The sequence below is a fragment of the Geomonas azotofigens genome, assembly GCF_018919395.1.
Classification (GTDB): domain Bacteria; phylum Desulfobacterota; class Desulfuromonadia; order Geobacterales; family Geobacteraceae; genus Geomonas; species Geomonas azotofigens.
Genome location: NZ_JAHLME010000003.1, coordinates 324727 through 345293, shown reverse-complemented (window position 1 = coordinate 345293; position 20567 = coordinate 324727). Strand labels below are relative to the sequence as shown.

Sequence of the window (20567 nt, the reverse complement as noted above, 5' to 3'; positions counted from 1 at the left end):
GCTACTCCCCGTTCAACGGGAGAGCGGTGATTTGAAATTCAATGTTGACGTGACTCTGCAACAAGGAGGCTCCAAATGGATTCAGTACGTTATGCGGTGGTGGGAATGTTGATGCTGCTGGCGCTCATCACGGTGCCGGTTTCATCCATGGCAGCGTTGTCAAACGCTACAGACCCCGATCTTGTCGGCATCTGGCACATGGACGGGGGGTGGTCGGATACCTCCGGAAATTCCAACAACGGAACGGGGTATAACGGGGTCGCCTTCAGCACTAACAGGAAGGTCGGGAGCCATGCGGGGAGTTTCGACGGGATCAACGACTATGTCACTATACCCGATGCCCCCAGCCTGAACATTGCAGACAACCTTACCATTGAAGGCTGGATTTACCCGAGAGCCGACTTTTCGGGCTATGCCGTACATCTGATCAACAAATGGGGAGGCGACTCACGAGCCGCCAATTTTGTTCTCTACTACTTCGGAACCAATTCGGGCCAGCCCAGGCAGATCGTTTTCTGTGCCAACGCTGGCGGTGTCTGGAAGGAAATATCTCCTCGATACCCCCTATCACTCAACCAATGGTACCACATCGCCTTGTCCTACTCTGCCGCAGGCGGCGGTAATCTTTATGTAAATGGCGTACGGCAGGGTTCTCCTGTCGGAGCCGGCTCATTGAAAACAAACGCATATCCGCTGCGTTTTGGCAGTACCGATGGCAGCGCCACGTTCAATGGCCTTGTCGACGAAGTCGCCATCTACAAAAGGGCTTTGACCGCCGAAGAGATAGCCGTAAGCTACGGCGCCGGCGTCGACGACCCCGCCGCACCGCCCCCTCCCGTCCTCGGCCCAACCCCTTCTGCCGTTGCGACGAATACAATTGCCCTCGCGGGGACAAGCGCCCTGAACACCTCTATCTGGGTCAACAACAAAAGGATCGCCGTTACCGATGCCTCGGGCAATTGGACAGGAACATACGGCACTCTCCAGCTCGGAGCTAATACGCTTGACGTCACGGCGCTTGATGCCGCCAACCGGTTGAGCAAGCCGACAACCGTAATGGTCTCCTACGACAGCGTCGCCCCCGCCCAGCCAACCGTTGCAGCACCGCTTCCTCTTACCACCAGCGCTACCCTCACCCTCACCGGCACCAAAGAGGCCAATAGCTGGCTTTATGCCAACAACGAGCAGACCGCCGCCCCCTTCGGCGACACCACCTGGAGCACTACCGCGAACCTTTCCGAGGGGAGCAACAACTTCACGTTTTTTGACAAAGACGCGGCGGGAAACATGAGCGGGACCGTTTCCGTGACGGTGGTGCGTGACACCACAGCGCCGGCAATCACCACCTCGACCCCGGCTGCCGGCGCCCACGTCAAGTCCGTAGCAGGCATTAACGCTACCTTGTCGGATACCTATGCCGGCGTCGATGTTCAGGGATCACTTGCCGGCGCAACGGTCAAAAGCTCCGCGGGCGTAGCGGTCAGTGGAATTTGGAGCGCCTCGGGAACCACGCTTGTTTTCACCCCGGCTGCTGAACTTCCCGATGGTAACTACACCGTCACGCTCTATCCAGCCGACTCCCTCGGCAACAAGGCGACGACATGCTTCAGCTTCACCGTCGACAGCACCCCCCCGGTGTTGACCGCCTCCACCCTTCCAGACGGCAGCTATACCAATAACGACACCCTCAACATCGCGGGTTCAGCGACAGACGAGTCGGGTGTGCAGGAAATCACCGTCAACGACAACCCGGTAACGGTGAGCTCCGACGGAAGCTTCAGCTATCCGCTGCTGCTGAAAAACGGTGCCAATGTGATAACCACTGCTGCCAAGGATTTCCTCGGGAACCGCGGCAGCGACACGCGGACAGTGACCCTCGATCAGGCAGCGCCGGTCCTTACGATAAATACGCCCGCGGACAACAGCAAGACAGCGCAACCGCTCCTCACCGTGAGCGGGACGGTGGACAAAACGTCCTTTGTTACCGTCATCGCCAATAATAACGTCCAAGCTGCCCTGATGGACGGCGGGAACTTCTCGGCCACCCTCAGCCTGGTGCCTGGATACAACACCATCGAGATAACGGCCACCGATCTTGCGGGAAACAAGAGCGCGGTGAAACGGACCGTCGTCCTTGACAACCAGATGCCGTCCCTGGCGGTGACCGTGCCGAACCAGGACGTGCGTACCAACAAGAACAGCCTTGCCATTCATGGTACCGTGTTTGAGCCCCTGACAGCCGTCAACGTGACAGTAGGCGTTGGCAACGACACTTTCACCCCGACGGTTAGTGACGGCGCGTTCGACGTAGCGGTGAACCTCCCCGAGGAGAAGACCTACGCCATTACCGTCACCGCGACGAACGAGGTCGGTGCATCTGCCACGGTCCAGAGAAACGTCATTTATGACATAACGCCACCAGCGCTCAGCATCACCCAGGTGAGCGGCCCCACCAGTGAGCCGACCCGGTCGGTAAGCGGCACGAGAGAAGCCGGGCTAGCGGTAACGGTGACCTGCGCCACGGCGGCAGTCGGTGAAATATCCTACCCGACCGCGACAACCTGGCAGGTGAATATTCTCGGCCTCAAGGAAGGGGAAAATATCATTACCGCGGCATCTGCCGATGCGGCGGGCAATGTGTCGACGACCACAGCGACGACCACTCTCGAGCCCAAACCGCCCGTTGTAGCCGTGCAGCCACCGCAGATCACCATCTCGGCCTCTCCTGCTGTTATCTGGCCACCCAGCCACAAAAAAGTGCCGGTCAAGATAACAGGAGGAGCAGAAGCCGTCGGTTCAACTATCAAGTCGGTCTCTATCTCCGTCACCGATGAATACGGAAAATACATGTACCGGAATCTCTCGTTCGGCAGCACGGTCATGTTGGAGGCCTGGAGAAACGGAAACGATAAGGACGGAAGGAAATACACCATTACCGCCGTCGTCACCAACCTGTCGGGGCAGACGGCCACGAAAACAGCGACCGTAACGGTTCCTCACAACGCTCCTTCCGTGAAATAAGAAACCGGAGGTTGCAAGGGGACGCTTTCTTTCTCAATGCTTCGCCTAAAACTTAACCCAACAAAAAAAACGCCGAGAGCTGCTCCCGGCGTTTTTTCTTTAAACCGCGATGAAAATTACGGGCGTTCCAGTGCGTTCCAGCCAAGGGTCGTGCGGTTGTAGCCAGCGAGGAACTTGAAATCCTCAGTGGTGGCGCCACCAGAGTCGATATCCTTCACGTACTTTGCGCAACAGGGGGACGCCCATGAAATTATTCGTTTCCCTTTGCCATGACGTCGGAAGAAACGCATGAAATCATGGGCGTCCCCATGTCCCTCATGTCCCTCATGTCCCTCGACGTCCGCTGGCCCCGGTCAGAGTGGTACTGCAGATCCAGGCGTAGCCAGGCGTTGTACCTACCCCGCATCACGAAAGGTCTTTTACGGCAAGGCGCGGAGACGCGAGACTCAAGGTGAGGCAAGGTGGAACTGGACCTGCGCCTGTTCCTTGCGTCCTTCGTCCTTTGTTCTGGATTTGAGCCATCCGGTTCAAGTAACAGAAAAATAATGTATTACATTTCGAATTGTGTATACTTTTTTCCGCAATCTATTCCACGCCTTGCAACAACGATTAACTCCAGTTGTCAGCCTCGCAGCACTGATGTTCAGTAAAGTTAATCGTTTTCCACTTCATTTATTGCCACACCCCACCGAAAGCAACTGGAACTTCGACACGAAGTCGACGTCTCAGCGACAACCGTCCGCTCCCTGCCAGGACGATTAACACATGCCGCTCCATTTTCTCTGGTGCCGGCACGACATCACATTGTTCGCGTCGGGGTGACGCCATCACTAACCCACAAAGAAGGACACAAAGGCTATGGAAAAGATGAAGCTCAAGGTAAAGGTAGTGGTCGCGTTCACCGCCGTGGCGGTGTTGGGCGCAGCGGGTTGTCTCGTGGCGCTGCGGGCCTCGCTGTCGGTCGGTTTAGGCGCCGGCACGGTGGCGTTCGCCCTCACCCTCGCCATCGGGGGATACCTCGCGCGGACGGTTGATGCGACGACCAGGGAATTGGCAGAGGAGCGTGACCGAACCGTCGAGGCCATGACCAGGGAGTTCGAAGGCGAACGTGAGCGGCTGGTGGAGAAAAACGACTGGTTCCGCGCCATCATCGACGCGGTCCCGTTCCCGGTGCACGTCACCGACAACGACATGAAGTGGACCTTCATGAACAAGCCGTTCGAGACGCTACTGGTCCGCGAGGGGCGCATCAAGGACCGCGATGACGCGGTCGGTCATGCCTGCAGCAACGCGGCCGCCAACATCTGCAACAACGAGGGGTGCGGCATCAAACAGCTCCACAAGGGGGTGAACGAAAGCTTCTTCACCTGGTGTGGCTCGGAATGCAAGCAGGACACGGCCTACCTGTTGAACAGCAAGGGGGAGCGGATCGGCTACGTGGAAACGGTGACCGACCTCACCGCGATCATCAGGAACCGCGACTACACGCAGGTCGAGGTGGAGCGCATGGCCGGCAACCTCACCAAGCTGGCCCTGGGCGACCTGGACCTCGACCTGCACGTCGCGGAGGCGGACCAGCATACCGGCATGGCGCGGGAGAACTTCGTCAAGATCAACGACAGCCTCTCCAAGGTCAAGCACGCTGTCGGAGCCATGATCGATGACACCGAGACGCTGGTGAACGCGGCCTTGGCCGGCGATTTCCAAACCCGCTCCGACGCCTCCAGGCACCAGGGCGAATTCCGCGCCATCGTTGACGGGGTGAACCGGACCCTGGACGTGGTGGTGGATAAGAACGACTGGTACGAGGCGATCATAGATGCGGTTCCCTTCCCGATCCACGTCACCGATAACGACATGAACTGGACCTTCCTCAATAAGCCCTTCGAGGCGCTGCTGGTGAAGGAAGGGCGCATCAGGGACCGGGTCACCGCGCTGGGGCTTCCCTGCAGCAACGCGGCCGCCAACATCTGCAACACCGAGGGGTGCGGGATCAAACAGCTGCACCGGGGGGTACCGGAAAGCTACTTCGACTGGTGCGGTTCCGGGTGCAAACAGGACACCACGTTCCTGATGAACCGCAAGGGGGAGAAGATCGGCTACGTCGAGGTGGTCCAGGACCTGACCGCGATCATCCGGAACCGCGACTACACCAAGGCCGAGATCGAAAGGATGGCGGTGAACCTCCATCTGCTTTCCCAGGGGGACCTGGACCTCGACTTCGCCATCGCGCAGCCGGACCAGCACACCAGGGAGGCCCACTCCGACTTCACACGCATCAACGACAGCCTGAAGAGCGTGAAACTGGCCATGGACCGCGTCATCGGCATCACCAAGGAGATCGCCGACGGCAACCTGGGCGTCGAGGTGACACCGCGCTCGGAGAAGGACGAACTGCTCAAGGACCTGGCGGCCATGGTGCAAAAGCTTTCGGACGTGGTCCTCGACGTGAAGCAGGCGGCGGACAACGTGACGCTGGGGAGCAAGGAGTTGGCCGAGAACGCGGAGAACACCTCCCAGGGTGCGACCGAGCAGGCGGCCTCGGCCGAGCAGGCCTCCAGTTCCATGGAGCAGATGAGCGCCAACATCAGGCAGACGGCGGACAACGCGATGCAGACCGAGAAGATCGCGGTGAAGTCGGCGGCAGACGCTCAGGAGGGGGGCAAGGCCGTGGCCGAGACGCTTGCCGCCATGAAGGAGATTGCAGGTAAAATATCCATCGTCGAGGAGATCGCGCGCCAGACCAACATGCTGGCGCTCAATGCCGCCATCGAGGCGGCGCGCGCCGGAGAGCACGGCAAGGGCTTCGCGGTGGTGGCAGCCGAGGTGAGAAAGCTCGCCGAGCGGAGCCAGAAGGCGGCCGGGGAGATCTCCACCCTCTCCACTTCGAGTGTCGAAATCGCCGAAAAGGCGGAAGCTCTCCTGGGTGAAATCCTGCCCAACATCCAGAGAACGGCGGAACTGGTCCAGGAGATCAGCGCTGCCAGCAAGGAGCAGGACGGCGGTGCCCAGCAGATCAACCAGGCGATACAGGTGCTGGACCAGGTGATCCAGAAGAACGCGACGGTGGCCGAAGAGATGTCCTCGACCGCCGAGGAACTCTCCTCACAAGCCGCCCAGTTGCAGAGCACGGTCTCCTTCTTCCAGGTCAGGGCAAACGATGTCCCTACAGGTCGGGTTCCGGAGGGGATGAAGCGGCAAAGCGGGCGTAAAGCCGCGGCGATGACCTATGCGGCTTCGGAAGCCACGGTGAGCCCCAAAGCGCGCGGCAAGCAGGCCGCCATCGACAAGGGAGTGGCGCTGAGCCTGGACCACAATGATTTCGAACGCTTCTAGGCCATAAACGAGAGGCCGCCTGCTACCACTTCCCACACTGCGACGTACGTCGGCTTTCCCTTCTTGATGTGGCAGTGATACCTTTGAGCTGTGCCTGCCAGCTTCGAGTAGTTCTTCCAGTTGTAGCGGTTGGGGCCAAGCAGCTCGAGTTCTGCCGTCAGCAGAATTGGGGAGATCACGCGCAACGCTGCGGCGCTACTGGTCGGGAGAGCTACCTGTAAAACCGGCTGCATTAATATTTATTTATTTTAATTGACAAGCGTCAATCTTATTTTATACTGCAACTCCTGCTCTATGAGTCACAACATGCGCTGGCACTAAAGGAGTTGTATTTATGGGAACGTGTAAGGACTGCAAAGACAAAAAGACCGTTACCTGCCCCGAGTGCGGCGGCACCGGAAACCGCTACTACGTTCCGGTACTCGATATCTGGGAATCCGATTGCAGCGTCTGTTTCGGCAGCGGCACGATCAGTTGCCCGGCATGCGAGGCGCCTTCCCTCGGCTCAAAACTCCCCGCGCCGCGTGCAGCCTGGACCCCACCCCCAGCCCCGCCGGCGCGTTGAAACAATCCGGAAACGTCGCAGGGCCGGCATAACCGCCGGCCCTGCGACGTTTCGAACCTCTGCCTCTGCCCCCCGCAGTTCGGCTTTTCCTCCCTCGTTGCCGTCCCTGCTTTGTTCCCGGCGCCGCCCGCCCCTTCTTGCAACCTCGCCAAAAGCGGGTAGACTCTGAACCATGAGAAAAAGAACCCTTTGTAACTCATGAGTCACAACACACCCTGCACAGGCATACCCACCCAATGGACGCATTCTCGCAGAGCATAGCCGGCCTCATCAAGGGGCTCGCCTGGGATCACCTGCGCAAGAAGGAGCTCAAGCGGTTTGTCGAGCCGGACAAGCCGCGCTGGCTCCCCGCGCGGGTGCAGATCGAAGTCACCAACATGTGCAACCTCAGCTGCCCCTCCTGTTCCAATTCGAGGGACTCCGGCAAGGGGAAGCATCTGAACCGGGAAGAGCTGTTCGTTGTCCTGGACCGCATCCCCAAGGTGCCGCGCGTCCTCATGAGCGGGATCGGGGAACCGCTCATGCACCCGGACTTTTTCGGGCTGGTCGACATGCTGGCCCGGCGCGACATGACCTGCGAGTTCATTACCAACGGGACCCTGCTCACCGCGGCCAACCGGGAGGCAATCCTCGCGCGGGAAAGCATCAGGTCGCTGCTGGTGTCCTGCGACAGCACGCGGCCCGAGCGGTTCCAGGCGCTGCGGCGGGGGGCGAACCACGAGCGCTGGCAGGAATCGATCGTCGCGCTCAACGCCCAACGCAAATCCAGGCGCCCCCGCACCCTGCAGGCCCGTATGATCTCAGTGATCAGCAGGGAGAACATCGACGAACTGGAGGATCTGGTACGCTGCGCCGCCCGGCTTGGCTTCGACGGCCTCGACCTCATGAACCTGATTCCGATCGACGCGGAGGCGGCCGCCATGCGCCTCTCCCCGGAGCAGGAGGCGGGCATCGACGACGATGGGTTGAAGGAGATGGGAAGAAAGCTCGGTGTGCACGTCTGCCGCTACTGCGTCGCCCGCCCCACTCACCCGCCGGCGGGAATGCTGCGCTGCCTCGACCCCTGGGAATACATCTTCATCCGCTCCAACGGCGACGTCTATCCTTGTCACGTCCTGTTCGGCTCGCAGCGAACCGTCGCGATGGGGAACATCCTGCAACAGGAGTTGGCCGAGATCTGGGATGGGGACACCTTCCGCGACTTCCGTCTCGCCAGCGCCCGCGGTGACAACGCCCTGTGCCGCGACTGCAACTTTTACTGAAGCGGCCCTACCCGCAGGCCTTGGCATCCCCTATCATTGGTGTATCGAGAGCTTCTTCATCAGGTCGTAGAGCGTGGGACGACTGACGCCCAACTCCTCAGCGGCCTTCAGGATGTTGCCGGACTGCCGCCCTATGGCGTTCAGGATCATCTCCCGTTCCATCCGCTCGCGCGCTTCCCGCAGTGACAGGTTGTCGCCGCTGGAAACCGTCATCGGCGGCGGTTCCTCGTCACAGCCTAAGTCAAGCGGGCCGATGCTGGAGCCGTCACACATGATGACGGCCCGCTGGATGCGGTTCCTCAACTCGCGCACGTTGCCGGGCCAATCATGCCGTTTCAGGAAGGTGACGGCCGCCGGCGACAGCCGCACCTTTTTCTTGTTCTCCTTGCAGTAGAGCTTCAGGAAGGTTTCCGCCAGCAGCAGGACGTCGTCGCCGCGATCCCTCAGCGGAGGGAGCTTGATGGTGACCACGCCGACCCGGTAGTAGAGATCCTCGCGGAAGCGCCCCTCCTCGATCGCCTTCTGGATATCGATGTTGGTGGCGCAGGTGGTGCGTGCGTCAATGGGAATGTCCTCCCTCCCCCCGACCCGCTGGATGGTCCCTTCCTGCAGAAAGCGCAGAAGCTTCACCTGCAGGTTCACGGGGAGTTCGCCGATCTCGTCGAGGAAGAGCGTCCCCTTGTGGGCGTACTGGAGCTTGCCGCGTACCGCGGTATGGGCGCCGGTGAAGGCCCCTTTCTCGTGCCCGAACAGCTCGCTCTCCAGGAGGTTCTCCGGGATGGCGCCGCAGTTGATCGCCACCAGCGGCCCCTTGCGGCGCTGGCTCGCCTCGTGGATGGCGGCCGCCACCAGTTCCTTGCCGGTACCGCTCTCGCCGATGATCAGGATCGGCGCGTTGGAGGCGGCGACCTTCCGGATGGTCGTGTAGACGGCCTGCATCTCGGCGCATTTCCCCACCATGGCCCACTGCTGTTCGACCTCGCCGTGCGCGCAGAGCGCGCTGTTTTGCTCCTCGATGTTGGCGATGTGGAAGGCGCGCCCGATCATGACCTTCAGCTCGGACAGCACCGGGGGCTTGGCGTAAAAGTCGAAGGCGCCCATGCGCATCGCCTTCAGCGCGTTTTCCCGCTCGTTGTTGCCGGTCAGCATGATGACCTTGGTTACCGGGTTGAGCCCCAGCATCTCGTCCAGGCAGCGAAACCCCTCCACCGAGCTGTCCGGGTACGGGGGGAGCCCGAGGTCGAGCACCACGACCGGCGGGCGCTCGGTCTTGAACAGGGAGAGGGCCTCGCGGGCATCGGCCGCCAGGAGCACCTGGTACTCCTGGTTCAGCCCCCACTTCAACTGCTGCCTGATATCCTCATTGTCGTCGACAATCAAAAGCTTTCTCACCAACTCCTCCTTCACGCGGCCTCGATGACTCCGCCCGACGGTTCCTCCGCGGCGACCGGGAGATGCACGGTGAACACGGTCCCCTCGCCTTCCACGCTGGACACGTCGATACTGCCGCCGTGGGCCGTCACGATCTGACGCGACTGGTACAGCCCGATGCCGAGACCGGTCCGCTTGGAACTGCGGAACGGCACGAACAGGTCGTTTCTGATAAAGCGCGGCGACATGCCGCAGCCGCGGTCGGTCACCTTGACGAACGGGGTGCCGTTGCAGCCGACTTCAACGGCGATGGGGGCGTCGGGTGATGAAGCCTCCACCGCGTTCAGGAACAGGTTCAACAGCACCTTCTGCAGTTCCTCCCGGTCCCCCAGCACGACCTGCTGGCTTCCCTGCACCGCGATGGTCCGCCCCGGCACCAACCCGGCGCAATTCTTCGTGAGCGCCAGCAGGTCGATCGGGCGCCGCTGCAACAGCTCGCTCTCGCCCAGGTTGCGCAGCCGGCCGATCAGGTGGTGCATCTTCTTGGTGGTGTTGCCCAGGCTGTTCAGCATGTCCTGCTGGAACTCGGGGTTGTCGATATGTTCCCGTGCGTTCTCGAGCACCAGCGATATGGTGGCGGCCAGGTTCTTCAGGTCGTGCACCACGAAGGTCGCCAGGCTCCCCACCGCCTGCATCGCCTTGGACTGGGTGAGCTGATCGGAAAGGCGCTGGTGCTGCATGGCCACCGACACCTGGCGCGCGATGGTCTTCATCAGGTCGAAATCCTCGTAGCGGTACTGCTCGTCTGGCACGACCTGCGCCCCCAGCACGATGAATCCGGAAAGCGCGTCCCCCTCGAAGAGGGGGACCACGAAGGAGATGCCGTAGCGCTCGAGAAAGAGCCATTCGCTCTGGGTCAGTTCGCGGTTGGGGTCGCTGCTGCAAAAAACCCACTTTCTCTCCCGCAGCGAGGTCAGGATGGGATTGTCATCGCTGATGGTCTCCCGAAGCGGCTCAAGCTCCAGGGTCGAGGCGACGCAGTACCAGCCGCACCCTTGCTGGTGCTGGTACAGGGCGGCGCCGTGCACCCCGAAGATCTCGCAGTAGGCCAGGAGCACCCGTTTAACCAGGTCGTCGCCGTCCTCGAAGGTCGACAGCCTCTCGGTGAGCCCCAGCCACTGGGCACGGTAATCGTACTTGCTCTGGTAGAAATGCTTGTGCAGGAGCACCTTGAGCTCCCGCTTGGCGCGGTCCGACAGGAGCAACAACAGCAGGAGGATGCCGGCGATGAAGCCAAGGGACAGGGTGAGCACCCGCGGGAACACCGGTCCGAAGTACTTCATCCCCTCCCCCAGCGCCCCAAGCATGATCAGGTAGATGGAGATCACCGCCAGGACCACCGATTTCAGCAGGACCGCCTGGGAGATCTTGACACGGGCGCCGCCGCGCCAGTGGGAACGGGTGTAGAGCATCATCAGCGACGCGATGATGAACAGCAGGGAACGCAGCGGCGCGAGCTCCATGTTAAGGGAGCGGTACAGCAGGGCGTTCGAATAGTAAAAGGCGAGCACGGCGAGCATGGAGCCGAGCGCCACGATGTCGAGCTTCACCCGCCACAGGGCCTCGGAGGAGGCGTTCACCAGGGTCGACTCGAAGTTGATCAGCGCCGTCACCAGCAACACAAGGACGGCGACATAGAAGTAGTAGCCTCCGTTGGCCAGAAACAGCACCGGCTCGACCGGAAAGTCGGGCGCGTAAAAGAAGGAGGCGATCGGCAGGAAGGCGGGGACCAGTACCAGCAGCGTACTGGCGCCGACCAGCAACCGGTTCCTCAACGGGAGCCCGCGCTCGGGGAGCTCCCGGGCGTAGGTGACGCTCACCAGGAGCCACAGGGAAGGCAGCAGCGCCTCGACGAAGAGCGCGCAGCGTTTCCACTCGATTTCCGGCCAGAGGTTGTTCAGGGCGAAGAGGTCGAAGAGCTCCAGGACCGCGATGGCGAAAAAGGGCGCGGCGAGGTAGCTGAGCGCGCCGGAGCGTCTCTCCAGCAACACGATGCGCAGCACGGATAGCAGCAGCAGGAAGATGGAAACAACGGTAAGCGCCATCGTTACCTCTTGGGCAAGGGCCATCGGCTACGCCCTCTCCCGGTTCGCTCCATATCGAATGCCGTACCGGGGTGAAAGAGGATGCGGGCGAAGTCGGTACCGATGTCTTTGGCGCTCATTCGGCACCGTTTGGCCAGTGCCAGCAGCCCGCAGCACAGGCAGAAAGTGCGCGCCAAAGCCTGCTATACCTATACAGCGTAAGGCATAAATTGACAAGTGCTAATTGTTTGTGTTAAACCATCGATTGGCTGAGGTAAAATGAGAGCCGGAGGCACTGTGATGACTGGTCCTACAGCGCAAAGACATAAGCATGAATCCAACATCATTAGCAGCATTCCCTTCTTCTCGTCGCTGACCCCTGACGAGGTTGATCAGGTAGAGAAACTGTTCAGAAAGAAGAACTACGAAAAGGAACAGATCGTCCTGTACGAGGAGGACACCTCGAGCTACATGTACCTGATCTATTCGGGGAAGGTGCGGGTGGTGAAGATGAACGACGAGGGGAAAGAGCAGATCATCACCATCCACAAGAAGAACGACTTCTTCGGTGAGATGTCGCTTTTGGACAACAAGACCTCGCCGGCCACCATCATCGCCCACGAGGACTCGGTCATCGGGCTTCTGCACAAGAGCGACTTCGAGCAGCACCTGATGCGCAACGACGAGATCCGCAAGAAGGTCATCGAGCTGCTTTGCAGCCGGCTGCGCGAATCGTGGGAAATGATCAAGATCCTGAGTTTCAATGCCGAGAACGCCCAGGACCGGGTGCTCTCCCTGCTGGACCGGCTGGGGGAGTTGTACGGGGTACGGGATGACCGCGGCGTGATCATCGACGTCAAGATGACCCACCAGCAGATGGCCAGCTACGCCTCGGTCACCCGCGAAACCATGAGCCGCGTGCTGCGCAGCCTGGAGAAGTCGGATGTGATCAGCATCCTGGACAGCAAGGCGATCCTGCTCAACAAGAACTTTCTCGATACGCGCAGCAACGGCAAGAGACACTAAAAACCTAGAAGACGCTCTACGTTAACCCACTGACGTTATCGGCTCATACGTCCGACTCTGCGGTGCTGCGTCATCCTCCCTTTTTGCGCCCCCTGATCTCGCCATTTCTTTCCACCACCCATTCCTATTGGATCAAATTACCTCCCCCGTCGTAGACGGCTGACACGGCTATGCCGAAATCGGCGGAACGTGTGCCGGGCGGCACGTTGGCAAAGGTGACGGTCATGATCTCACCTGAGGCCACGGAACTGCTGGCGAGGATGAGACTGTTGGCGCCGGAAACGGTGGCCAGACCGCTGCCGGCATACGGACCGGAGGTGGTCACTGCCGACAGGGTGGCGCCGGCGGGCATGGTCACCACGAAGTTCACTCCGTAGGGAGCGGCGACGGGTATCCCCGCAAGGGATACGGTGCCGACCGCACCGGCGCCGTTCACGACCGTGGTCATGGCGGCATATACCGGGACGGTCACCGTGACGGCGGCGGATTGCTGCTGGTTGCCGGCGGCGTCGTACGCCTTCGCCGTCCAGGTGTAGCTCCCCCTGGCAAGGGTCGAGGAATCCCAGGTGTAGCTGTAAGGTGCAGTGCCGTCGTTCCCCTGCAGGACGCCATTCAGGTAGAACTCGACCCTGCTCACCCCAACGTCGTCGCTGGCGTCCGCCGTAACGGTCGTGACCCCGGTCACGGTGGCGCCGTTTGCCGGAGTAGAAAGGGCTACGCTCGGGGCGGTGGCATCGGGAGTTCCGGCCGGGGTTCCCCCTCCCCCGCCTCCGCAGGCGGCCGTCACCAGCATGATCACCCCCAACAACGATCGTTTCACTATCCGCATAACTCCTCCTACTGCTCAGGTCTGAAGGCCTGGCCATCTTTGAAGAGCGAACTGTCCGCTCTTTACAGCTTGCCGGTCAGCTTGGCGAGGATGACGACGACATCGCCGGTATCGACCTTGCCGTTGGGGAGCGACTGACCGTTCAGGTAAGGCGCCAGGTCCAGGCGCTGCACCTGCTCGACGGTCGGAGCCTGTTGGCCCGAGGCAATCTGCAATGCGAGTTGCGCATCTGCCAGCGTCAGGGGAAGCGCTCCGGTCGAGGTCGAGGTCGCGCTCGTGGTGGGGGTTGAGGTGGAGGTCGAGGGGGATGTGGAGGCGGTCTGGCTGGTGCCGTTGTCTACCACCACGGTGGCCGAGGCAACGCCGCTGTTGCCGGCCGCATCGTAGGCCCTGGCGCTGATGACATGGCTGCCGTTGGCAAAATTGGCGGTGTTCCAGATGTAGCTTGCCGGGCTCTGGTTGCTGCTCAGCAGCAAAGTTCCGTCGATGAAGAGTTCGAGCCCGGTGACGCCGATGTTGTCGCCGGCGCTTGCCGAAACGTTGATGGTCCCGGCTACCCTGGCATCCGAGGGAGGCACCGCCAGGGAAACGGTGGGCGAGGTGACGTCGCCGGCCACCGAGACGTGCACCGGTTGCGAGAGCGCGGCATTGCCGGAGACGTCCACGGCCCTGGCGGTGATGGCGTAGGTTCCCGCCGGAAGGGCTGCCGCGTTCCAGATGTAGGTATAAGGAGCGGCGCTGGTCTCGTAGACCTGGGTGCCGTTCACCAGGAACTGGACCTTGGCAACGCCGACGTTGTCGGTTGCGGCCGCGCTGACGGCAAGGGTGGTGGCTACGGAGGCGTTGTCGGAGGGCGAGGTTATGCTGACCAGCGGGGGGAGGGTTTCCGGGATCTGCACGACGTTGGAGTAGACGCTCTCCTGTCCGGTCGAGTTGTAGGCGGTAACGGCGAAGTAGTAGGAGTTGGCGGGATCGAGGCCGCTGATGCTCGCCACGGTGACGTTGCCGCCATCCACGGGGGCATTCCCCTCGACGGCTCCGGTCCCCTGGAACGGAAGACCGCTGCTGTTGGCCTGGTAGTAAATCCGGTAACCGGAGATGTCGGCATCGGGGCTGGGATCCCACGCCAGCGACACACTTGTGGCAAGGCAGGGACGAGCGGTGGAGAACAGGAAAAACAAAAACAGTGGCACTACCAAGAACAACCCAACTTTTCCAGACACTTCCATCGTTGACTCCCAAGGATCGGCGCGGGCCTTGGGCTTTTGTGGGGGGGATGGAAATAAAAAAGCCGGGGCCGCAGCACCAGTACTTGGCATTTCGGCGACCCGGCTGTCTCAGAGAGACCCTGTAGGCTTTCCGTCCCACCCTCGCGGATGGTTTAGTATTGTCGTCTACCTGTGTTGAGGATGGCCGGGCTTCCCTGCCATCGGTGGCGCATAGTAGTTGATTTACAAAAGGAAAGCAACTTTTTTAATAAACCTGCCAGGTGAGCTCCCGGGGACCGGGAGCAGCTTTAGCCTGCCAGAAAGCTAGCGGGTGACGGAGACGGTCTTGCTCCCCTTGTTTCCTGCCGCGTCATAGGCGTTGACGGCAACGGTGTGGGTACCGGCGCCGACCTTGGCCGTTGCGGAGATAGAACCCGAGTTGGTCCCAAGAAGCAGCGCTCCGTCCAGGTAGACCTCCATCCTGACCACCGCGACGTTGTCCTTGGCCGAAGCGGAGACCTTGAGGTTTGCGTTGTTGATCACGGAAGAGGAAGGGGAAAGGATGCTGACGGTGGGAGGAGTGGCGTCGTTGGCGACGGTGACGGTCACGCTGGAGGAACCGGCGTTACCCGCGGCGTCGGAGGCTATCACGACCAGGGTGTGACTCCCGGCACCGGCTGTCGCCGTGTTCCAGTTGTAGCTGAGGGGGCCCTGGTTGGCGGCGTAGATGAGGGTCGAGTTGTCGTAAAGCGTAAGACCGGTCACTCCCACGTTATCGGTGGCGCTGGCCGTCACGGTCACGATGCCGCTTACCTGCTTGTTGCTGGCCGGTGCCGTGATGGTGACCGTCGGAGCCGCCGCGTCGCCGGAAACGAAGACCGCTTGCTCGGCGGTGCCGACATTGCCGGCCGCGTCGTACGCCTTTGCGGTGAGGGTGTACTGGCCGGGGGCCAGTGCGGCGGTGGGCCAGTTGAACACGTAGGGAGCCGAGTTGCCGCCGGCGAGGAGTTTGCCGTTCACGTACAGTTCCGCCCCGGTGACGCCGACGTTGTCAACGGCGCTGACGTTCACGGCAACCGAGCCGGTCACGGAGGCGTTCGGGGCCGGTGAGATGATGCCGACCACCGGTGGCACCATTTCCTTTACCTGTACCACGTTGGAGTAGGAGCTTTCCCTTCCGCTGGAGTTGTAGGCCGTGACCGCGAAATAGTAGGAGTTGCCGGGATCGAGGCCGCTTACGGAGGCGGAGGTGACGGTGGAGACATCGATGGGGGCGGCACCCTCGATGGCGCCGCTGCCGGCGAAGGGCTGGACGGGACTGTTGGCTTGGTAATAAACCCGGTAACCGGCCAGGTCGGGATCGGCGGAAGGGTCCCACTGAAGGCTTACCGAGGACGAAAAAGCTGCGGCGGGAATGAGAATGAGAGCGAGAAGGAACAGCGGTACGAATGCTTTCAATAGTGACCTCCACGAGAGGCGGGAACCCAGGCGCAAGGCGCAAAAAAACCGGGGCACCGACCTGTAGTGCAGGCATTTCGGCGACCCGGCTGTCTCAGAGAGACCCTGTAGGCTTTCCGTCCCACCCTCGCGGATGGTTTAGTATTATCGTGTACCTCTTTTTTTTATCCCTTTCTAACTGAAGAAGACCTTCACGGCTGTATTTCAAATCACAAAAAACGCTTCTTGGAAACTGGTCCGCTGTTTTTATTTGGCTCGGTTTCACGCTCACCCCCCTTCTGCGCCTGCGCGGCAGCTTCACAAATTTGCGGCGCGCAGCCAAACTGCCCAAAGAGCGCACGGTGCAGCAAAAAAACAACCTCAGTTTGGTGATTTTCAACCCTGCATTTCGAACTGTCCGGGAAAGGTTAATAGTTGCGGCAAGATACACCGGCAAAAACCAGACTTGTTCAGCGGAAAACGTAACTTGTTCAACAGAAAACCAAACTCGTTCAACACAAAACCAAACCTAATCAGCGGCAAAGGCAACAGGGTCGAGCAGTCTCCCTGTTGCTGCCCGCGGGAAAAAACCTTGCTTGACGCGGTGAAATCCGGAGATAACATTTATTTAAATTAATTTTTTCAAATGTGGAGGTAGCCATGCCTAACGACAAGGTCATTATCAGCTTTCCTAGTGCCATCGCTGCATTCCTTGAGTTGGCCCGCAGAGTCCTGATGGCCCTTACGGGAAATCCTAACTTTCCGGAGCCGTGGGTCGGGTGTTCCCTGGCGGAGCTGGAAGACTGCGTGGGAAGGCTGCAACGTGCGGTGGACGAGTCGAAGTACCACGACTCGCAAAAGATCAAGTACCGCAACCAGGTGAAGGATGAAACGAAGCGGGTTTTGCGCAAAATAGCCAACTACGTGCAACTGGTCGCCGCCGACAACATCCTGGCGCTGCAAAGCAGCGGTTTCAGCTTCCAGAAAGAGCGCCGTACCCTCCACCCGGGGCAGCTCCCCTTTCCGGATATCACGCTGAAGCACGGCGAGCGCAGGGGCAGCATCATCGCCAAAGCGCGGGCGCTTCCCGGCGCAGGAAGCTACGAGGTCCAACTAACGGATAAAGATCCCAATATCGAAGCCAACTGGGCCGGCTACTGCAACGTGAAGACCTGCAGCAAGATAACCATCAACGACCTGGCCAGCGGCCAGAACTACTGGGTCCGTATGCGCGGCATCTTCAGCGCCGGCGCCGGCGATTGGTCAACGCCGGTCACCATCATGTCCCTTTAACGCCCCCGGGGCCCGGTTCCAAAAGTGCGATGGAACCGGGCCCGCTGCGTCTCAGGTCACGCCATCACGCTACCACGCTGTAAACGACCAGCTTCAGGTACTCGATCCATAGAGGGTAGTAGAGCTCCTGGCTGGAGGCAAGCTCCGTGGCGGCGTAGGGGGTTACCGCCACGGCGGCGGGAAGAGCGCGCCGAAAGGCCAGAAGTGCCCGCCGCATGTGCGGCGCGGAGCTCACGATCACCACCCGACGCGCCCCGGGGGGAAGATGGGAAGCCAGGATTGCCGCCTCGGTGCGGGTGCCGAAAAAACCCGCCGCTTTCGGAACGAACCGGATCCGCTCCTGCGGCACCCCGCGCCAGACGAGGTAGCTGGCGTACCACTTCCCCCTGCTCCAGGAGCGTCCCTCCGGGACGTTGTACTGGTCCCGGGAAGGATCATCCATGAGGTAGATGTAGGGAACCCGCCCCAAGTGCACCAGATCGGCGGCGGCGTTGAGACGCTCCCACACGCTCTCTCCTCCCGCCAGCACGTAGCAGGCATCACCCACGGCAGCGGCATCGGTGACGCACAAGGGGGCGGCCAGCACGGCCCGTACCCGGGGAAACGACGGGATGACCACGAAAAAAAGAAAGCAGCAAAGACTTGCTGCCGCGATGTTGATGCGCGCGATCTTCATCTTTGCGACGGAGTCCACATCACCAGGCGGTTGCCGCGCAGGTAGCGCAGCCAGGCAACGGCGATGGCGAGGTTCACCGTGGCGAAATACAGCGGCAGTTTGACGGCGAGGCTTCGGGTCAGGGGGGGGCTTTTCCAACCGGCAAGGGCCGACATATAGAAGCCGGCCTGGGCCAGGAAGAGCAGAAGGTAGAGGCCGGAGACCGGGGCCAGTGCCGCGTTGACCAGCAGGGATGCCACCAGGAAGAAAGGGACCAGCCAGCGCAGCAGCTTGTGACAGCAGAACTGGTACGCGAACAGGCGGTAGCGAAACGGGTTCAAAAACTCGAGGTTTCTGAAAAAGACCGTGAGTCCCCTGAGCACCGTCCTCACCTTGCGGTCGAATTCGCGGCTAGTGTCCGCGACGTCCTGGTACAGGCCGATCACCTCCGGGTCGCTTACCCCGCGTAAGCCTAGCCGCATGCTGTTCAGCAGCGTCCTGAAGTCGCTCTGCATATCGGGGGAAAAGTCGCGGCAGACCTCCTTTCTCGCGGCGAAGAAGGAACCGCTCAGTCCCACCAGCGAGTTCACCCTCCCCTCCAGTTCCCTAAGCCACATTTCGTAGCGCACATAGGCCCCTTCGCCGCACGGCTTTCCGTCCCGCCCGAGTACCCGGTCCACGCTGCTCACGCAGCCGACCGTGGGATCGGCGAAGTTGGCCATCATCCGGCGCAGGGCGCCCGCTTCGATCATGGTCGCCACATCGGAGAAAACGAGGATTTCCCCCTGCGCGACGGCGACCGCCTCACGCTGGGCGTTCTCCTTGCCGCCACGCCTTTTCACCTCGACGAGTTGGACCCCACACCCCGCGAACTCGCGCACGATATCGTTGGTGCGGTCCGTCGAACCGTCGGAGGCGACTATCACCTGCAGCAGGTGTGCGGGGTAGTCGAGCGCCACCGTGTTTTCGAGCTTCTCCCTGACTCGTTTTTCCTCGTTGAAGGCGGTGATGATGAAGGTGACCCTCGGCGTGATGTCGCCCTTTTCCACTCCGCGCCGATGCAACAGCGACAGCAGGTACAAGGAGAGCGGGTAGCCGAAGTAGGCGTAGAAGACCAGGAAGATGCAGCTGCATAAGAGAATCGGCATGGGCGCGCTCCGGTTTCAGTCCGCCAGGAGTTCCCGGTAGACCCGTTGGTAGTCCTGCGTCATCTTCTCGACGGAGAACATGGCATCGACCTTTCGGCGCGCGGCCCGGGACATGGCGGCGCGCAGCTGTGCGTCATCTATGAGTTCGATCAAGCGTCGGGCGAAGGACGCGGGCGACCTGTCCCGCACCAGGTACCCCTCCACCCCGTCGGACACGATCTCGACGACGCCGCCTACCGCCGGCGCCACCACCGGGACCCCACACGCCATCGCCTCCAGAATGGTCATGGGGATCCCTTCGTGCAGGGAGGTGTTGAGGTAGAGATCGAGCCCCCGGTAGAAGGGCTCCATCAGGTCGAGATGGCCGGTCAGGGTGAACCCTTCACGAAGCCCATGACGATCGACGGCCGCGAGGATCTCGTCCCGGCAGGGCCCCTCGCCCGCGAGGCGGAACACCACGTCGCGCTCCCGGCGCACGATGTCTGCCACCTCGACCATGAGGGGGTAGTCCTTGACCTGGAAGAGCCGTCCGGAAGAGCCGATGCACAGGGGTGCAGCGTCGTTTTTCGCGAGAGCCGCACCGCGGGGCGCCGGGACGCCGTTATGCACCACCTGGACCCTGTGCCCCGGAAAGCCGAGCCTTGTCACGAAGTAATCGCGGATATCGTCCGAGACTGCGACCGTCCTGCCGAAAAAGCCGCGCATCAGGAAGAAGTTCAGGTTCGTCTTGATGGAGGTCAGCGCGCTCCGCCCGTTCCCGGTCTCGGGAAGCCCGTGCTGCGTGGCCACAAGCCGGGCGCCCAGTCCGGCGCTCCCCAAAAGCGCGAGCAGGTTCTCCTTGTAGCGGTGGGAGTGGATCAGGTCGGGGTGCATCTTTTCAAGGTGACCGCGCACCAGCCCGAGCAGGGAAGCGAAGCCGTAGCGTTTTTCGTCCAGCACGGTCACGGCGCACCCCGCCTCCCTCAACTCCGCGGCCAACCGCCCCTCGTTCAAAACAAGCGCGTTGAGCTGAAGCTCCGCGTCCCCGGCCTGCTCCCGGAGCAGATGGCAGGCCATCACCTCGGCGCCGGCCCACAGGTCGCCCGAGATTATGTGGCAGAGCTTTATCATGCTCAAAATATAAAGTCACAATGAAAATTATGCAATCTGAATCTGCTACCCCAATGGCATAGGCAAATTAGGCATAGCGAGTGCGTAAACACCTGTCCTGGAGATAATTGGCTGAGATAAATGGGAGAAAAAGCAGATCACGTTGACATTGCCATGCGGGCGCAAAGCAATTACAATATCAGGTAGCCCCCGGACACCCAGCCCCTTACCAGCCCCCCGTCC

General features: G+C 61.1%; 13 protein-coding genes and 2 riboswitches. Of the genes, 5 read left to right on the top strand and 8 right to left on the bottom strand.

Features of this window, described 5'->3' with window-relative positions:
* Window positions 1–75 precede the first annotated feature (75 nt).
* The 3 genes from KOL99_RS11335 to KOL99_RS11325 all read left to right on the top strand — a co-directional run bounded on the left by KOL99_RS11335 (window position 76) and on the right by KOL99_RS11325 (window position 8184).
* Window positions 76–3021, top strand: coding sequence for a LamG-like jellyroll fold domain-containing protein (locus KOL99_RS11335; protein WP_216510582.1), 2946 nt, complete (start codon window positions 76–78; stop codon window positions 3019–3021).
* 867 nt (window positions 3022–3888) lie between these two features.
* Window positions 3889–6357 carry a methyl-accepting chemotaxis protein gene (locus tag KOL99_RS11330; RefSeq protein ID WP_456237511.1) on the top strand — a complete coding sequence of 823 codons (2469 nt, stop codon included), beginning with the start codon at window positions 3889–3891 and terminating at the stop codon, window positions 6355–6357.
* Window positions 6358–7158: 801 nt separating this feature from the next.
* Window positions 7159–8184 carry a radical SAM/SPASM domain-containing protein gene (locus KOL99_RS11325; protein WP_216510580.1) on the top strand — a complete coding sequence of 342 codons (1026 nt, stop codon included), beginning with the start codon at window positions 7159–7161 and terminating at the stop codon, window positions 8182–8184.
* A 33-nt stretch (window positions 8185–8217) separates the two neighbouring features.
* Here the strand turns inward: KOL99_RS11325 and prsR are convergent, their stop codons facing one another.
* Complete coding sequence (gene prsR / locus KOL99_RS11320; RefSeq protein WP_216510579.1) at window positions 8218–9576, bottom strand: PEP-CTERM-box response regulator transcription factor; 1359 nt, start codon at window positions 9574–9576, stop codon at window positions 8218–8220.
* A gap of 11 nt (window positions 9577–9587) precedes the next feature.
* Window positions 9588–11660 (bottom strand): XrtA/PEP-CTERM system histidine kinase PrsK, encoded by a 2073-nt coding sequence (prsK, locus tag KOL99_RS11315; protein WP_216510578.1) that lies wholly within the window; start codon window positions 11658–11660, stop codon window positions 9588–9590.
* A gap of 279 nt (window positions 11661–11939) precedes the next feature.
* On the opposite strand from prsK, the gene KOL99_RS11310 reads away from it, so the two are divergent.
* Complete coding sequence (locus KOL99_RS11310; protein WP_216510577.1) at window positions 11940–12665, top strand: Crp/Fnr family transcriptional regulator; 726 nt, start codon at window positions 11940–11942, stop codon at window positions 12663–12665.
* Between the two features lie 124 nt (window positions 12666–12789).
* Here the strand turns inward: KOL99_RS11310 and KOL99_RS11305 are convergent, their stop codons facing one another.
* From KOL99_RS11305 to KOL99_RS11295, 3 genes are all read right to left on the bottom strand, one after another.
* Window positions 12790–13494, bottom strand: a complete 705-nt coding sequence (locus KOL99_RS11305; RefSeq protein WP_216510576.1) for an Ig-like domain-containing protein — start codon at window positions 13492–13494, stop codon at window positions 12790–12792.
* 62 nt (window positions 13495–13556) lie between these two features.
* The gene (locus tag KOL99_RS11300) at window positions 13557–14687 is read right to left on the bottom strand and encodes an Ig-like domain-containing protein (protein WP_216510575.1); all 1131 of its coding nucleotides are present in this window, start codon (window positions 14685–14687) and stop codon (window positions 13557–13559) included.
* A 126-nt stretch (window positions 14688–14813) separates the two neighbouring features.
* A riboswitch (cyclic di-GMP riboswitch) is annotated at window positions 14814–14890 on the bottom strand.
* Window positions 14891–15026: 136 nt separating this feature from the next.
* Complete coding sequence (locus tag KOL99_RS11295; RefSeq protein ID WP_216510574.1) at window positions 15027–16160, bottom strand: Ig-like domain-containing protein; 1134 nt, start codon at window positions 16158–16160, stop codon at window positions 15027–15029.
* 76 nt (window positions 16161–16236) lie between these two features.
* Window positions 16237–16313: riboswitch (cyclic di-GMP riboswitch) on the bottom strand.
* Between the two features lie 486 nt (window positions 16314–16799).
* Between KOL99_RS11295 and KOL99_RS11290 the strand changes: the two genes are divergently transcribed.
* Window positions 16800–17432: a fibronectin type III domain-containing protein gene (locus KOL99_RS11290; protein ID WP_216510573.1), complete on the top strand. Its 633-nt coding sequence runs from the start codon at window positions 16800–16802 to the stop codon at window positions 17430–17432.
* Window positions 17433–17496: 64 nt separating this feature from the next.
* Here the strand turns inward: KOL99_RS11290 and KOL99_RS11285 are convergent, their stop codons facing one another.
* The 3 genes from KOL99_RS11285 to KOL99_RS11275 are packed head-to-tail and all read right to left on the bottom strand — an operon-like array spanning window position 17497 to window position 20345.
* A complete protein-coding gene (locus tag KOL99_RS11285; protein ID WP_216510572.1) occupies window positions 17497–18108 on the bottom strand; it encodes a YdcF family protein in 612 nt (203 codons plus the stop codon).
* Complete coding sequence (locus KOL99_RS11280; protein ID WP_216510571.1) at window positions 18105–19235, bottom strand: glycosyltransferase family 2 protein; 1131 nt, start codon at window positions 19233–19235, stop codon at window positions 18105–18107. Before KOL99_RS11280 ends, KOL99_RS11285 begins: the two co-directional genes overlap by 4 nt.
* Before the next feature lie 15 nt (window positions 19236–19250).
* A complete protein-coding gene (locus tag KOL99_RS11275) occupies window positions 19251–20345 on the bottom strand; it encodes a glycosyltransferase family 4 protein (protein ID WP_216511120.1) in 1095 nt (364 codons plus the stop codon).
* Between the last annotated feature and the right edge of the window lie 222 nt (window positions 20346–20567).

What these genes read in the sequence shown, in the direction of transcription:
- KOL99_RS11335 (WP_216510582.1), top strand. Translation starts at nt 76, where the DNA reads ATGGATTCAGTACGTTATGCGGTGGTGGGAATGTTGATGCTGCTGGCG.
- KOL99_RS11330 (WP_456237511.1), top strand. Translation starts at nt 3,889, where the DNA reads ATGAAGCTCAAGGTAAAGGTAGTGGTCGCGTTCACCGCCGTGGCGGTG.
- KOL99_RS11325 (WP_216510580.1), top strand. Translation starts at nt 7,159, where the DNA reads ATGGACGCATTCTCGCAGAGCATAGCCGGCCTCATCAAGGGGCTCGCC.
- prsK (WP_216510578.1), bottom strand. Translation starts at nt 11,660, where the DNA reads ATGGCGCTTACCGTTGTTTCCATCTTCCTGCTGCTGCTATCCGTGCTG.
- KOL99_RS11310 (WP_216510577.1), top strand. Translation starts at nt 11,940, where the DNA reads ATGACTGGTCCTACAGCGCAAAGACATAAGCATGAATCCAACATCATT.
- KOL99_RS11305 (WP_216510576.1), bottom strand. Translation starts at nt 13,494, where the DNA reads ATGCGGATAGTGAAACGATCGTTGTTGGGGGTGATCATGCTGGTGACG.
- KOL99_RS11290 (WP_216510573.1), top strand. Translation starts at nt 16,800, where the DNA reads ATGCCTAACGACAAGGTCATTATCAGCTTTCCTAGTGCCATCGCTGCA.
- KOL99_RS11285 (WP_216510572.1), bottom strand. Translation starts at nt 18,108, where the DNA reads ATGAAGATCGCGCGCATCAACATCGCGGCAGCAAGTCTTTGCTGCTTT.
- KOL99_RS11280 (WP_216510571.1), bottom strand. Translation starts at nt 19,235, where the DNA reads ATGCCGATTCTCTTATGCAGCTGCATCTTCCTGGTCTTCTACGCCTAC.
- KOL99_RS11275 (WP_216511120.1), bottom strand. Translation starts at nt 20,345, where the DNA reads ATGATAAAGCTCTGCCACATAATCTCGGGCGACCTGTGGGCCGGCGCC.